This is a genomic window from Mycoplana sp. BE70 (genome assembly GCF_031455855.1).
Classification (GTDB): Bacteria; Pseudomonadota; Alphaproteobacteria; order Rhizobiales; family Rhizobiaceae; genus Mycoplana.
The window spans coordinates 52,634-65,271 of sequence record NZ_JAVDTM010000012.1 but is presented as its reverse complement, the minus strand read 5'-3'; the positions used below and the strand labels follow the sequence as shown (position 1 = coordinate 65,271).

16 protein-coding genes are annotated in these 12,638 nt (G+C 63.3%); 9 read left to right on the top strand and 7 right to left on the bottom strand.

All coding sequences use genetic code 11. The annotated features are described in order from the left end of the window. Positions 1–14 precede the first annotated feature (14 nt). From efp to J2Y48_RS20450, 3 genes are all read right to left on the bottom strand, one after another. Positions 15–578, bottom strand: coding sequence for an elongation factor P (gene efp / locus J2Y48_RS20460; protein WP_310421732.1), 564 nt, complete (start codon positions 576–578; stop codon positions 15–17). A gap of 143 nt (positions 579–721) precedes the next feature. Further along, positions 722–2,038, bottom strand: coding sequence for a sel1 repeat family protein (locus tag J2Y48_RS20455; RefSeq protein ID WP_310421730.1), 1,317 nt, complete (start codon positions 2,036–2,038; stop codon positions 722–724). Positions 2,039–2,048: 10 nt separating this feature from the next. Continuing rightward, positions 2,049–2,702, bottom strand: a complete 654-nt coding sequence (locus J2Y48_RS20450; RefSeq protein WP_310421726.1) for a thiamine phosphate synthase — start codon at positions 2,700–2,702, stop codon at positions 2,049–2,051. Between the two features lie 102 nt (positions 2,703–2,804). Between J2Y48_RS20450 and J2Y48_RS20445 the strand changes: the two genes are divergently transcribed. Beyond that, positions 2,805–3,575 carry a sulfite exporter TauE/SafE family protein gene (locus J2Y48_RS20445; protein ID WP_310421723.1) on the top strand — a complete coding sequence of 257 codons (771 nt, stop codon included), beginning with the start codon at positions 2,805–2,807 and terminating at the stop codon, positions 3,573–3,575. A 155-nt stretch (positions 3,576–3,730) separates the two neighbouring features. On the opposite strand, the gene J2Y48_RS20440 is transcribed toward J2Y48_RS20445, so the two are convergent. Further along, positions 3,731–3,904 carry a DUF465 domain-containing protein gene (locus J2Y48_RS20440; RefSeq protein WP_310421720.1) on the bottom strand — a complete coding sequence of 58 codons (174 nt, stop codon included), beginning with the start codon at positions 3,902–3,904 and terminating at the stop codon, positions 3,731–3,733. A 218-nt stretch (positions 3,905–4,122) separates the two neighbouring features. On the opposite strand from J2Y48_RS20440, the gene J2Y48_RS20435 reads away from it, so the two are divergent. From J2Y48_RS20435 to J2Y48_RS20415, 5 genes are all read left to right on the top strand, one after another. Beyond that, positions 4,123–4,326, top strand: a complete 204-nt coding sequence (locus J2Y48_RS20435) for a YdcH family protein (RefSeq protein ID WP_108003658.1) — start codon at positions 4,123–4,125, stop codon at positions 4,324–4,326. Positions 4,327–4,375: 49 nt separating this feature from the next. Further along, positions 4,376–4,843: a 5-(carboxyamino)imidazole ribonucleotide mutase gene (purE, locus tag J2Y48_RS20430; RefSeq protein WP_310421983.1), complete on the top strand. Its 468-nt coding sequence runs from the start codon at positions 4,376–4,378 to the stop codon at positions 4,841–4,843. Further along, entirely contained in the window at positions 4,840–5,895 is a 1,056-nt protein-coding gene (locus tag J2Y48_RS20425) for a 5-(carboxyamino)imidazole ribonucleotide synthase (RefSeq protein ID WP_310421714.1), read from the top strand. Before purE ends, J2Y48_RS20425 begins: the two co-directional genes overlap by 4 nt. 184 nt (positions 5,896–6,079) lie before the next feature. Continuing rightward, positions 6,080–6,205, top strand: a complete 126-nt coding sequence (gene ykgO, locus J2Y48_RS20420; RefSeq protein WP_012709334.1) for a type B 50S ribosomal protein L36 — start codon at positions 6,080–6,082, stop codon at positions 6,203–6,205. Between the two features lie 68 nt (positions 6,206–6,273). Further along, a complete protein-coding gene (locus tag J2Y48_RS20415; protein WP_310421693.1) occupies positions 6,274–6,873 on the top strand; it encodes a hypothetical protein in 600 nt (199 codons plus the stop codon). A 76-nt stretch (positions 6,874–6,949) separates the two neighbouring features. Here J2Y48_RS20415 and pyk read toward each other — a convergent pair whose 3' ends face one another. Both pyk and J2Y48_RS20405 read right to left on the bottom strand, forming a co-directional pair. Then, positions 6,950–8,389, bottom strand: a complete 1,440-nt coding sequence (gene pyk / locus J2Y48_RS20410) for a pyruvate kinase (RefSeq protein ID WP_310421690.1) — start codon at positions 8,387–8,389, stop codon at positions 6,950–6,952. Continuing rightward, entirely contained in the window at positions 8,389–8,811 is a 423-nt protein-coding gene (locus J2Y48_RS20405) for a DUF1036 domain-containing protein (protein ID WP_405030270.1), read from the bottom strand. Before J2Y48_RS20405 ends, pyk begins: the two co-directional genes overlap by 1 nt. 260 nt (positions 8,812–9,071) lie before the next feature. Here J2Y48_RS20405 and J2Y48_RS20400 point away from each other — a divergent pair, with 260 nt between their 5' ends. The 3 genes from J2Y48_RS20400 to J2Y48_RS20390 all read left to right on the top strand — a co-directional run bounded on the left by J2Y48_RS20400 (position 9,072) and on the right by J2Y48_RS20390 (position 10,630). Continuing rightward, a complete protein-coding gene (locus J2Y48_RS20400) occupies positions 9,072–9,857 on the top strand; it encodes an N-formylglutamate amidohydrolase (protein ID WP_310421686.1) in 786 nt (261 codons plus the stop codon). A gap of 80 nt (positions 9,858–9,937) precedes the next feature. Further along, positions 9,938–10,240, top strand: coding sequence for a DUF1244 domain-containing protein (locus J2Y48_RS20395; RefSeq protein WP_310421683.1), 303 nt, complete (start codon positions 9,938–9,940; stop codon positions 10,238–10,240). Positions 10,241–10,363: 123 nt separating this feature from the next. Next, positions 10,364–10,630, top strand: coding sequence for a DUF2312 domain-containing protein (locus J2Y48_RS20390; RefSeq protein WP_160785259.1), 267 nt, complete (start codon positions 10,364–10,366; stop codon positions 10,628–10,630). Positions 10,631–10,708: 78 nt separating this feature from the next. Here J2Y48_RS20390 and J2Y48_RS20385 read toward each other — a convergent pair whose 3' ends face one another. Further along, positions 10,709–12,550, bottom strand: a complete 1,842-nt coding sequence (locus J2Y48_RS20385; protein ID WP_405030269.1) for a DUF882 domain-containing protein — start codon at positions 12,548–12,550, stop codon at positions 10,709–10,711. Positions 12,551–12,638 lie beyond the last annotated feature (88 nt).

Genomic DNA, 12,638 nt, shown 5'->3' with positions numbered 1-12,638 from the left:
GGCGGATATCGGTGTCAATCGGCGCGGCGGAGATAGGTGATCTCGTTGGTGTCGACGAGAATGCGTTCCCCGGCCTCGACAAAGGGCGGAACAAGAACACGTACGCCATTTTCCAGGATCGCCGGCTTGTAGGACGACGCCGCCGTCTGCCCCTTCACCACCGGGTCGGCCTCGGCCACCGCCAGAACGACCTGGTCGGGCAGCGAGATGCCGATCGGCTTGTCGTTGTAGAGCTGGACCGTGACCATCATCCCGTCCTTCAGGAAGGCGGCGCGGTCGCCGACGAATTCCTTCTGCAGTTCGAGCTGGTCATAGGTGTCGACATCCATGAAGACGAGGCCGTCGCCCTGCTCGAACAGGAACTGGAAGTCCTTCTTCTCGAGTTCGACGCGCTCGACCGTCTCCGACGAGCGGAACCGCTCGTTGAGCTTGGTGCCATCGATCAGGTTCTTCAACTCGACCTGGTTGAACGCCCCGCCCTTGCCAGGCTTGACGGTGGTGCTTTTAACCGCTGCCCAAAGACCACCATTGTGCTCGATGACATAGCCCGGCTTGATTTCGCTGCCGTTGATTTTCATGAGAGTTCCGTAGAGAAAATCGCCGGCTCCGCGCAATTGACGGGATCGCGAACCGGCTATGCGGCCTCAAGACCATAAATCCCTTAAAAGTTCAAGCCTCGCGCGCGGAACGCAGCCATTCGCCGGCCGCAATGCTCCGACCTTCAGCGCGGCCGAAACTTGTTTGCCGCGGCGATCGCCGCCTTCTGCTGTTCGTCGGTCAGGCCGAGATAGAAATCCTCCAGCCCATCGTCGTTCAGACCGGCGCGGCGCGACAGCACGAACCATTTGCCGGCCTCGATCGGATCCGGCCGCGTTCCGAGCGCGTTGATATAGAGATAGGCCAGCCGGTTCTGCGCCACGACGTTGCCGCCGTCCGCCGCCTTCTTCAACCAGTTGAAGCCCGCCTCATAGTCCTTCTCGCCCGCCACCCCGTTGACGAGCCAGATGCCAAGGTCGAGCTGGGCGGTGTCATATCCGGCGCGTGCGGCGCGCAACAGCCATTCACGGGCACGCTTGGTCTTCTCCGGCGGCAGATTCGCGAGATTGGTGTAGATCTGCGCCAAGGCGTATTGCGCATCGGCAATGCCCTGCTCGGCCGACTTCTCGTAGTAGGGCATCGCCGCGCGGAGCCCCTTTTCGCCGGGGCTGTCGGCAACGAGCATCTGGGCATAGTTGAATTGTGCCGAAGGATTGCCCGCCTCGGCCGATTTCCTCATCAGTTCGTCCGCCTTCTTGCGTTCGCGCGGAACGATCCGGCCTTCGATCAGAAGCAGCGCATATTTGAACATTCCGGCCGGGTCGTCGCCTTCGGCGGCCTGCTTGTACCAGAAGGCCGCCTCCTTGCGGTCGCGCTTGACGCCGAGGCCTTGATCGAAGAGCTCGGCCACCAGCGTCTGGGCGGCTGCGTCGCCTCCCTGGGCGCGTGGGAGGGCTAGATCCATCGCGGTCAGGTAAAAGCCGCGCTGATAGGCGCCATAGGCCTCGTCCAGCTTGCCGGTATAGGTCTTTTCCGCTGGGAGGTCCGGAAGCGGTGCTCCCATGCGGTCGAGGACGCTCAACCCCTCCGAGGGCCCCTGCAGTTGCTTTTCCTTGTCCGCATCATTCGCACCCTTCGCCGAGATGCGCCCCGCGGGGTCGCCGCCGGCAGGATCGAGAAGTCGCGATGTGCGCTGATCGGGCGCCGGTCCGTCCAGCGCCTCGGTCTCGGTGTCAGTGGCTTCCGGGGCTTTCGAAGGTGCGGCAGTTGCCGTGCCGCTTCCATCGGTGACGCCGGGAGGCGTGGCGGGAGCAGCCTGATCGCTTTCGCCGGCCGCCGCAGGCGCCGAAGCGCCCGTTCCGCCCGATGTTCCGGGGGCAGGCTCCTGTGCCACGGTCGGCTTCGGCGACTCTTCGGCATATGTGACCGGGGCGCCGGCGCCGAGCGCACAGCACAGAATCGTCGTCAACCGCAATGACCAAAGATCGGAAGCCCTCTTCATGCGCTCGCCTTTAATCCTCGAACCGTGGCGCTTTTTCGTCGAGAAGCGCATTGACCGAGGCAACGACCTGAGCAGCATTCCGGGGCTCGCCGAACACGGCCTGGCAAAGCGCGACGAACTCGGCTCCGGTTTCCGCCACCGCGAGCGCCGATTGTGGATCGGTTCCCCCCATGACGATGCATGGAACCTCGACCATGGAGGCCCACCACTCGCCCAACGCAAGGTTCTTGGAATGCGGCTCCGGCTTGATGTCGCCGCCGATCTTGCCGAAGAAGATATAGTCCGGCGCGAGGTCGCCAATTTCCAGCGCGATGTGCCGGTCCTTGGCATTGCCGCCACCCACGATCAGCTTCGGCGAATGTTTCTCGATCGCCTCCGCCAATGCCTCGATCCCGCCGGCAACATGAATACCGTCGGCCTTGGCGCGTCCGGCGACGCGCGTGTCCCCTGCGATCAGGGCTGCGGCACCCGCTTGCTGGATCACCGGCACCAACGCCTCGGCATGCATCTGGAAGACGCCGTCCTCCAATCCGTACTGGGGCAGCACCACCGACGCGACGTCCCCCCCGCGCAGTGCATCCTCCAGCATGACCCGGCGCGCGTCGATATCCTCTCCTTCAGGCAGGATCAGCATGAGGCGGCAGCGGTTTTCGGTTCCAGTCATCGAACATCCATTTCGTCAGAATTCTCTTCGGAGAGTACAGCCCCTCTCGCAATGCCCAGCCAAAGCCGATAGACCGGTTGCACCATTGGATCAATCGCCCGCATGTCCATCGACCCCAGCATCTATCTCGCCGCCGTCCCCGCCGTGATCCTCGTCGGGCTTGCCAAAGGCGGGATGGGCGAGGCACTGGCGCTGATGGGCGTGCCCATCCTTGCCATGGTGGTTCCGCCGGTGCAAGCGGCTGCGGTCTTCCTGCCGCTCCTCGTCATCAGCGACATCGTCTCGCTGTGGATGTGGCGCCAGCACAACGACCGCCGCACGCTCCAGTTCCTGCTGCCGGGCGGCATCGTCGGGGTCGCACTCGGCTGGGCGACGTCCGCCTATGTTCCGCGCGATGCGCTGCGTCTGATCATCGGCGCGATCACCATCTTTTTTGCGCTGCGCTACTTCCACAGCCAATGGCGGCTGCGGCACGGCATCATCATCCCGCCGAAGCCGCAGCGGGTCGGTCCGGCCGCCTTTTTCGGCACGCTCGCCGGTTATGGCAGCTTCGTTGCGCATGCCGGTGGCGCGCCTTTTCAGGTCTACGCCCTGCCGCTGAAGCTTCCGCCGCGCGAATACACGGGCGCGATCGTGCGCTATTTCGCCATCCTGAACGCCGTGAAGCTCATCCCCTACTTCGCGCTCGGACAGCTCGACAAGACCAACCTGACAATCTCCGCAACCCTTGCGCCCCTCGCCATGGCCGCGACCGCCGCCGGCGGCTACCTGGTCAAGCGCATGAAGACCGAGGTGTTCTATCCTTTCATGTATACGATGGCCCTGATGGCGGGCCTCAAGCTAGCCTATGACGGAATTTCTTCCCTGATCTGAAGTCGTCGGCCACAAACAAAATATCCCGGCCGCCGTTGGGCAACCGGGACATCGAAATCGGCCTATCAGGCCCTATTGATCCGCCTTTGTCATGGTTCGCGATGACGGGGCGCGGTCACCCCCAGTTCAACTCCTTTTTGGAAAATTCTGTCCAATCAATTCGTTGACGAGCGAAGTCTCTCCATCTCGTCCTTGATGCGCAGCTTCCGCCGCTTGATGTCAGCGATAATCTCGTCCTCGGAGGACGGGCGGTTCATCGCTTCGTGAAGCTCTTCTTCAAGAGCGAAGTGCTTCTTTTCAAGCGTGGCAAGGTGAGCCTCAATCGACATGTGACAGTTCCTTCCATTTTTGTTCGCACCCGGACGCTTGCGCGTCTGGTGTCCAGGTTGCAACAGGCGGAGTTTGCCATGCCAATTTTCATTTGTCGAAGGTGAAAAGGTCGCGGAGTATAACTTCCCGTAGACCCTCGTTTCGTGATAGGAGCAGCGATCTTGCTGAATGCGAATGGCGCACAAGTCGTCATCGTGAAGGGATGGGGAATGAGAGCATGGCAGACCAGGAACAGGCGGAACTGCGATTGGCAATAGCCCGGCTGCGCCAGGAACACGAGGATTACGACGCCGCCATCAATGCCATGATCCAGGTTGGCTGCGACGCCTTGAGAGTGCAGCGCATGAAGAAGAAGAAGCTCGTGATCAAGGACCGGATCTCCAAGATCGAGGACCAGATTATTCCCGATATCATCGCCTGAAACGGAAAGCGCAGTGAAGACACCGCAAACGCCCCCCGTCGCCATTGTCATGGGTAGCCAATCCGACTGGGAGACGATGAAGAACGCCGCCGACACGCTGGATGCGCTGGAAGTGGACTACGAGGCACGTATCGTCTCCGCCCACCGCACCCCGGACCGGCTGTACCAATTTGCCAAGAATGCGCGCCCGGAGGGCTTCAAGGTCATCATCGCCGGTGCCGGCGGCGCCGCGCACCTGCCCGGCATGATCGCCGCGATGACCTCGCTACCGGTCTTCGGCGTTCCCGTCCAGTCCAAGGCGCTGTCCGGCCAGGACAGCCTGCTTTCCATCGTGCAGATGCCAGCCGGCATTCCGGTCGGCACGCTTGCAATCGGCAAGGCTGGCGCCGTGAATGCGGCCCTGCTTGCATCCGCCGTCCTCGCTTTGTCGGATCCGGAGCTCGCACTTCGACTCGACGAGTGGCGGGAGAACCAGAGCGCCTCGGTGGCGGACTACCCGGTGGATGGCCCACTATGAGCGTCGGCACGATCGGAATCATCGGCGGCGGGCAACTCGGTCGCATGCTTGCCATGGCGGCCGCGCGGCTGAGCCTCCGCACCATCATTCTCGAACCACAGATCGACTGCCCGGCCGCCCAAGTGGCCAATGCCCAGATCGTCGCAGCCTATGACGATCCTGCGGCGCTCGATGAGCTTGCGGGCCGCAGCGACGTTGTCACCTACGAGTTCGAAAACGTGCCGGTTGCGGCCGCCGAGCGGCTGGTTCGGTCAGCCCCGGTGTTTCCACCGCCGAAGGCGCTGGAAGTCTCGCAGGACCGTCTGGTGGAGAAGCGCTTCATCAATGAGTGCGGGATCGCAACCGCCCCGTTCGCGGCTGTCGACAGCCAGGCGGATCTGGACGCGGCGCTTGATTCCTTCGGCGGCATCGGCGTGCTGAAGACCCGGCGTCTGGGCTATGACGGCAAGGGACAAAGGATGTTCCGCTCGCCGGCCGAGGACAGGCAGGGCGCCTTTGCAGCGCTCGGTTCCGTGCCGCTCATCCTTGAAGGCCTGATCGCCTTCGAGCGGGAGATCTCGATCATTGCCGCCCGCGCGCAGGACGGGACGATCGTCTGCTACGACCCGGCCGAGAATGTCCATCGCGACGGTATTCTGCACACGTCCACGGTGCCGGCCGCCATCCACGAGGCGACGGCCGATCAGGCACGGCGGGCCGCACGCGCGATCCTCGATCGACTAGATTATGTCGGCGTCGTCGGCGTCGAGTTCTTCGTGCTTGGAGACGGCCAGCTCGTGGCGAACGAGATGGCCCCACGCGTGCACAATTCCGGCCACTGGACGGAGGCAGCCTGTGTTATCTCACAGTTCGAGCAGCACATCCGCGCCGTCGCGGGCCTGCCGCTCGGCGACGGGCGCCGCCACTCCGACTGCGTGATGCAGAACCTGATCGGCGACGACATCGAGACTGTGCCAGCCTGGCTGAAGACACCTGACGTCCTCGTGCACCTCTACGGCAAGAGCGAGTCGCGCCCGGGTCGCAAGATGGGCCACGTCACGGAACTGCGCTGAAAAACGGCTTCGCGCGCCGTGGAAATCGCGGTGCGCGAACGCCAAAACTCCCGCCAAACGGTTGACAGCAATCGGATGAGCGGTTACACGAACGCCAACCTGAGAGCGCGCCCGACATGGCGCGTTTTTAATTGACAAGTTTTCGGGCGGATTTGTTTCCTCCCCAGCATCGCGGATCAGAAACATGAAGATCAAGAATTCGCTCAAGTCGCTCAAGACCCGCCATCGCGAAAACCGCCTGGTTCGTCGCAAGGGTCGCGTCTACATCATCAACAAGTCGAACCCGCGCTTCAAGGCCCGCCAGGGCTGAGCGCAGGCGTCCCGGCCTGTCGAAAGATAGCAGTTTGCTTTCAAGCGCATGCGGTTTAGCATAACCGCATGCGCTTTTACGTTGTTTATGCCGCCCTGTCGCTGCTTGCCCCGTTGCCCGGGACCGCCTTCGCGCAGGATAGTCAGGCGGCCGCCATCCCCCAGAACGAACCGGCGCTCACAACGCCCGCCGAACGGCTGAACGCCCTGTTTGCCGAACTGAAGCACGAGCGGGATCCGGACAAGGCGAAGGTGATCTCCGACAGCATACGGGTGGAATGGCGCGATTCCGGCAGCGCCACTGTCAATTTCCTGATGCAGCAGGTCGACAAGGCCATGGCCGAGGACAACGACGGGGCAGCGCTCGACTACCTGGACGAGGTCATCCAGCTTCAACCCGGCTACGTCGAGGGCTGGAATCAGCGCGCGACAGTGAACTACAAGCTCGGCAACTATCGGAAGTCGATGTCGGACATCAATCGTGTTCTGACGATCGAGCCACGCCATTTCGGCGCCATCGCCGGCATGGCGATGATCCTGACGAGTTACGGTCGCGACGAACTGGCATTGGAGGCGTGGCAGCGCTTCCTCGACATCTACCCGTCCGAGCGCCGGGCCCAGAAAGCGCTCGGCGACATCGCCGAAAAGCTGGCGGGAAAACGGACCTGAGACGCCATCGCGGCTTTTCAGCAGTCTGAGGCGGGCCGAGGCCCACCCTTCGACAGGCTGTGACCGGTCATTCCGCTTAGACGCCGCTGGCGCCATCCGAGCCGATATAGGCGATGCGGAGCATGTTGGTCGCGCCCGGTGTTCCGAGCGGCACGCCGGCGGAGATGATGATGCGGTCGCCCGGCTTGCCGACGCCCTCGCTGACCGTGATGCGGCAGGCGCGATTGACCATGTCGTCGAGGCTCTCGGCATCGCCGGTGACCACGCAATGCAGCCCCCAGACCACCGACAGGCGCCGTGCCGTCTCGATGATGGGCGAAAGGGCCAGGACCGGCACCTCCGGCCGCTCGCGAGCGGCGCGCAGCCCGGTGGTGCCCGACGAGGTGTAGCAGACGATCGCCGTCAGGTTCAGCGTCTCGGCGATCTGGCGGGCGGCAAGCGAGATGGCATCCGCGCCGGTGGCCTCGGGCGGGGTGCGCTGGGCATTAATGATGCCCGGATAGTTCGGGTCGCGCTCGACCTTGCTGGCGATCGCGGCCATCGTAGAGACAGCCTCGACCGGGTATTCGCCGGACGCCGATTCCGCTGACAGCATGATCGCGTCGGCACCCTCGAAGACGGCGGTGGCGACGTCGGAGACCTCGGCGCGGGTCGGAACCGGCGAGGAGATCATCGATTCGAGCATCTGCGTCGCGACGACAACCGGCTTGCCGGCGCGGCGGCAGGCGCGCGTCAGTTGCTTCTGCAGGCCGGGCACCGCTTCCAGCGGCATCTCGACGCCAAGGTCGCCGCGGGCGACCATCAGCGCGTCGGAGAGCTCGATGATCTCGTCGATCCGTTCGATGGCCTGCGGCTTTTCGATCTTCGACATCAACCCGACGCGACCGCGCGCCACCTTGCGCACCTCGGCGAGGTCCTCGGGACGCTGAATGAACGACAGCGCCACCCAGTCGACGCTGCCGGTCGACAGCACCGCATCGAGGTCGGCGCGGTCCTTCTCCGTCAGCGCGCCGACGGGCAAGAGGGTGTCGGGCAGGCTGACACCCTTGCGGTCGGAAATCTTCGTGCCGGCGATCACCTTGCAGACGATCTTCTTGCCGTCGGCCTGCTCGGCGCGCAGATGCAGCTTGCCGTCGTCGATCAAAAGGCGATGGCCCGGCTTGACGGCCTGGAGGATTTCCGGATGCGGCAGGAAGACACGCTTGCTGTCGCCAGGCTCCTCGTTGCCGTCGAGCGTGAAGGTCTGGCCCGCGACGAGATCGGCCTTGCCGTCCTTGAATTTGCCGACACGCAGCTTCGGGCCCTGAAGGTCGGCGAGGATGCCGATTGGACGGCCACAGCGCGCTTCCACGGAACGGATGCGGCTGATCAGCGTGCGCATCAGGTCGTGGCTGGCGTGGCTCATGTTGATGCGGAAAAGATCGGCCCCCGCTTCGTGCAGCTTCTGGATCATCTCTTCCTCGGCAGAAGCCGGTCCGAGCGTCGCGAGGATCTTTACTTTTCTATTCCGCTTCATCAATTCTGGCTTTCTTGCGTCCCTGGCGTATCGGAGAGCTGGACCATCCAGCTGCCCTGGCGGCCGGTGTCGTACTCCTTGAATCCCATCCGCTGGAAGCCGCGGGCGAAGCAGTCGTCAACGCCGGTGATCTTGAACTCGTTCTCCGCGACGCACATGTTGACGTCGCCGGTCCAGCGGCCGCCGCGTGCCGCGTCTTCCGCATAGAGATAATAGTAGCGCGACTGCAATTCGCCTTCGATCAGCGTGGCGCAGGTCGTTGCCGGAACCTGCCACCACCCCTCGGTGATCCAACCCTCCGATGCGCGGTAGCCGATCGCGACGCCGACGAGGTTTTGAGTGCCGTTGCAGACGCGAAAATCAGCCCGCGCCGAGCCGGGCGCAGCGATCGAAAAAAAAGCAACGGCGGCGAAAAGGCCTATGAAGGAAAGGCCGGATCCCAGGCGGAGGGGGTGGGGGCGAGTTTGAACTGACACGGCTTCCAGTGGAACTCCGTTGATTTGGTCACGCGCTTTCTTGCGACGGCGGAGAGCGAATGTCAACGCAACTCTAATCGATTACACCGGCCAGCCCGCGACCCTGTTGCCCGAAGCGTTGCGGCAGGCGGCCGCCTTGCGATCGCCTGCCCGGCGTGTCATCAAGCCAATGAACATTCCACCCCACGAGATTGCAGGCCGATCAGTTGAACGACAGTCCCTTTGAAATCATCGATGGCGATTCGAACATTGGCCTCGTTCTCCTCGCCGACCATGCGACGAACCACTTGCCTGCCGAATACGGTCAGCTGGGCCTGCCCGAAAGCGCGTTTGCCCGCCACATCGCCTACGACATCGGCATCGAGGGCCTGACCCGCAAACTCGCCGCCCAGCTTGGGGTACCTGCGGTGCTCAGCCGTTTTTCCCGGCTCCTGATCGATCCCAATCGCGGCGAGGACGATCCGACGCTCATCATGCGCATCTCCGACGGGGCGATCATTCCCGGCAACCATCCGATTTCACAAAAGGAGTGGCGCCATCGGCTGGAGACCTATCACCGGCCCTACCACGGCGCCGTCTCGCAGGTGATCAGTAGTGTTGCCGCTGCGACCGGCAAAGCCCCACTCGTCATCTCGCTGCATTCGTTTACGCCGACGTGGAAGGGAACGCCCCGCCCCTGGCACATCACCGTGCTCTGGGACAGCGACCACCGCGCGGTCCATCCGCTGCTCTCCGCCATCGGCGCCATCCCCGGCGTGATCACCGCCGACAACGAGCCCTATGATGGGGCGTTACGTGGCGACACGATGTTTCGGCATTGCATGACCGCCGGCATCCCACATGCACTGATCGAGGTGCGGCAGGACGAGATTGGAGACGAGGCCGGCATCGCCCTTTGGGCTGCCCGGCTTGCGCCCATCCTATCCGACTTGAACGCCACCGCGGACCTGCACACCTATCAGACATTCCCTTCCCGCACCGGGTCTTACTGACCGGATCGAAGGTAAACAGGCACGGCAACCGCTATCCGCTTCAGCGACGTGCGGCCCCCCGGCCAAAAGGAGACAAGACGATGGAACTGAGCGATGAACAACGTATGAGTTTCGAGGCGGCCGCGTTCCGGCGGTTGATCGCCCATCTGCGCGAACGCAGCGACGTGCAGAACATCGACCTGATGAACCTTGCCGGCTTCTGCCGCAACTGCCTGTCCAACTGGTATCGCGAAGCGGCGAACGAGGCTGGCGTTGCGATGGACAAGGAGCAGTCGCGGGAGATCATCTACGGGATGCCCTACGACGCCTGGCGGACGCTGCACCAGAAGGAAGCAAGCACCGAACAGTTGACCGCCTTCGAAATCAGCCGCCCCAAGGAATAGTGGGGGAAACTGGTATAAGCAGCAAAAATCGCCGTCTCGCGCCCGGCGGGTCTTGATCTCGCCCGAACTTCGCGGCAGATCACGGCATCAGATTTCATCCATTCCCCCAACGAGGAGAAGACCATGTCCGATGCTCACGGCGTCGCCCGCGACCAGCTTCGTGCCTTCATCGAGCGGATCGAGCGCCTGGAAGAAGAAAAGAAAACCATCGCCGACGACATCAAGGATGTCTATGGCGAGGCCAAGGGTACTGGTTTCGACACCAAGATCCTGCGCAAGGTCATTCAGATCCGCAAGCAGGACAAGGATGAGCGCATGGAGCAGGAAGCGATCCTCGACACCTATCTGCAGGCGCTCGGCATGATCGAACTGCCGCCGGATGCCGAATAAGGCATACAGGCCCTGCCAACGAAAGACCCGCGAAACCAGGTTTCGCGGGTTTTCTTTTGACTGCCTTGCAGAAAATGGTCAGTTCGTATCGGTGAACTTGCGCACTTCCATGAAATTGACGGCGCTGCCGCTGAACCGACCCGGATCGACCGCGGCCGTTTCCTGCTGGAACCCGGCCATGTAGACGGTGGTCGGGGCCGTTCGCAGCTTTTGGCTGACGAACCGCGGCGCCTTGACCGGCTTGGACAGGGTGGCGACGCGCCCTTGTGTCAACGCCCACTGGGAGATGATCTTGTCGTTCAGCTTCGGCTCCGTGCGGATTGCGCCACGTGCCGCGGCATCGGCATCCCTCTTCTTCGGGCGCCCGCCCTTGGTCGGAACGTCGCTCGGAGCAACATCGAAAGCAGTCGAGGCATCCTGCGCAGGCACGAGGGCCGCAACCTCGATCGGGCCGGCTTCGTCGATGCCGTCATTGCTCGGCGCGGCGAGTGCGACGCGGGTCGCGGCCTCTGCCGTCAAGCCGTCCGCATGTTCAGCCTCGGCTACGGCAGCGACGTTGCTCGCGCCATCCTGGCTTGGCACACCGACATCGGCCTCGGCGATGGCCATCAGGGCGGCATCGTCGCCCGGCCGCATACCCGGGACCGGAACGATCCCGAAATCCTCGTCATCCATTTCCCCGGCTGCAGCCGTCATCAAGCCTTCCAGCGCGTCGCCGGGCATGGTCCGTTTGCCGAGCAGTTCCGGCACGGGGATCTTGTAGCCGCCGAGGTCGGCGTATTCGCCGGCCTGGTCCTGGCCCACTAGCGTCGCAGCATTGAGCGCTGCCGCCGCATTATTCGTTGCTGGCGACACGAGCGCCAGTTCTGTGGCAGCCGCGGAGTTATCCCTGAATGCCGGACGCACGAGCGGGACCGGAGCGTTCAACTCGGCAATCTCCGTTTCGGTGACGACCGGCCTTGTTTCAGGCGTCACGCCGCTCGGCTGGCCAGAGGCGATGCCGGGCAGTTCGCTTCCTGCACCTGCAGCGGGACGCGCTGCCGGGGCGGCCTCTTCCAGCGGCTCGGCGCTGGCGATAGCCGTGGGCTCTTCGTCCTCGTCCCCGCCGCCACCGAAGAGAGCCGCGAGGAGGTTCCGCTTCTTGCCGGAGCCCACCTTGTCCGGCGATCCGCCGCCGGCGACCTGCACCGCATCGGCACCGACGCGGCGCTTGTAGTCGGCAACCGCCTGCTGGTAGCCCGGCAGCGGCTTGCCGTCCGACGGCAAGTGCATGGTCTTGCCGTCGGGGAAGAGCGAAACAAGCTCCTGGCGGCTCATGCGCGGCCAGGCGCGGACGCTGCCGACATCCATGTGAATGAAGGGCGAGCCTGAGGTTGGATAGAAGCCCACGCCGCCGACCTCGAACTTCATGCCGATCTCGCGGATCGTCTTCAGCTTCACGTCGGGGATGTAGAAGTCCATCGCCTTGCCGAGCATATGCTGGCTCTTCTTGGCCACACCCTTGGAGCGCGAACGCAGCATCGAGTTCGTCGCCGGCGAGCGATAGGCGGAGACGACGTGGATGTAACCGCGCGAGCCGCTCTTCTGGTAAACCTCCCAGACGAGATCGAAGAGGCGCGGATCCATCTTCGTCGGTTCATTGCGGCGCCAATCGCGGAGGAAACGGTTGAGTTGCTGGAGGCCCTTCTGGTCGTAGCGCCCGTTGCGCTTGAAGGTGATCTCCGCTTTTTCATTCGTGTGGACGAAATAAAGCTTCAGCGAGCGCGTACCGGAGGCGGCATCGGTTGCCGAAGGAACCATAGCCGGAACGACGAGCGAAGCGGCCATGGCGGCGATGGTCAAAATCCTGGGGGCCTTTGCGAGCGCCGCTTTGCACATGGCAAGAGCGCTGGCTCCCCGGAGCGTCATCGATCCAATCATGTCTGCCAACTCTATCCCCGTCCTGCGGACAATAGGTGCGTCCCTGAAAAGCCAGATGACCACCAATTGCGGTAACAGCATGGCAAAT

What these genes read in the sequence shown, in the direction of transcription:
- J2Y48_RS20450 (WP_310421726.1), bottom strand. Translation starts at nt 2,702, where the DNA reads ATGACTGGAACCGAAAACCGCTGCCGCCTCATGCTGATCCTGCCTGAA.
- J2Y48_RS20435 (WP_108003658.1), top strand. Translation starts at nt 4,123, where the DNA reads ATGGCAGACCAGGAACAGGCGGAACTGCGATTGGCAATAGCCCGGCTG.
- efp (WP_310421732.1), bottom strand. Translation starts at nt 578, where the DNA reads ATGAAAATCAACGGCAGCGAAATCAAGCCGGGCTATGTCATCGAGCAC.
- pyk (WP_310421690.1), bottom strand. Translation starts at nt 8,389, where the DNA reads ATGAAGCGGAATAGAAAAGTAAAGATCCTCGCGACGCTCGGACCGGCT.
- J2Y48_RS20445 (WP_310421723.1), top strand. Translation starts at nt 2,805, where the DNA reads ATGTCCATCGACCCCAGCATCTATCTCGCCGCCGTCCCCGCCGTGATC.
- J2Y48_RS20425 (WP_310421714.1), top strand. Translation starts at nt 4,840, where the DNA reads ATGAGCGTCGGCACGATCGGAATCATCGGCGGCGGGCAACTCGGTCGC.
- J2Y48_RS20390 (WP_160785259.1), top strand. Translation starts at nt 10,364, where the DNA reads ATGTCCGATGCTCACGGCGTCGCCCGCGACCAGCTTCGTGCCTTCATC.
- J2Y48_RS20385 (WP_405030269.1), bottom strand. Translation starts at nt 12,550, where the DNA reads ATGATTGGATCGATGACGCTCCGGGGAGCCAGCGCTCTTGCCATGTGC.
- J2Y48_RS20455 (WP_310421730.1), bottom strand. Translation starts at nt 2,038, where the DNA reads ATGAAGAGGGCTTCCGATCTTTGGTCATTGCGGTTGACGACGATTCTG.
- purE (WP_310421983.1), top strand. Translation starts at nt 4,376, where the DNA reads ATGGGTAGCCAATCCGACTGGGAGACGATGAAGAACGCCGCCGACACG.
- ykgO (WP_012709334.1), top strand. Translation starts at nt 6,080, where the DNA reads ATGAAGATCAAGAATTCGCTCAAGTCGCTCAAGACCCGCCATCGCGAA.
- J2Y48_RS20415 (WP_310421693.1), top strand. Translation starts at nt 6,274, where the DNA reads ATGCGCTTTTACGTTGTTTATGCCGCCCTGTCGCTGCTTGCCCCGTTG.
- J2Y48_RS20395 (WP_310421683.1), top strand. Translation starts at nt 9,938, where the DNA reads ATGGAACTGAGCGATGAACAACGTATGAGTTTCGAGGCGGCCGCGTTC.
- J2Y48_RS20440 (WP_310421720.1), bottom strand. Translation starts at nt 3,904, where the DNA reads ATGTCGATTGAGGCTCACCTTGCCACGCTTGAAAAGAAGCACTTCGCT.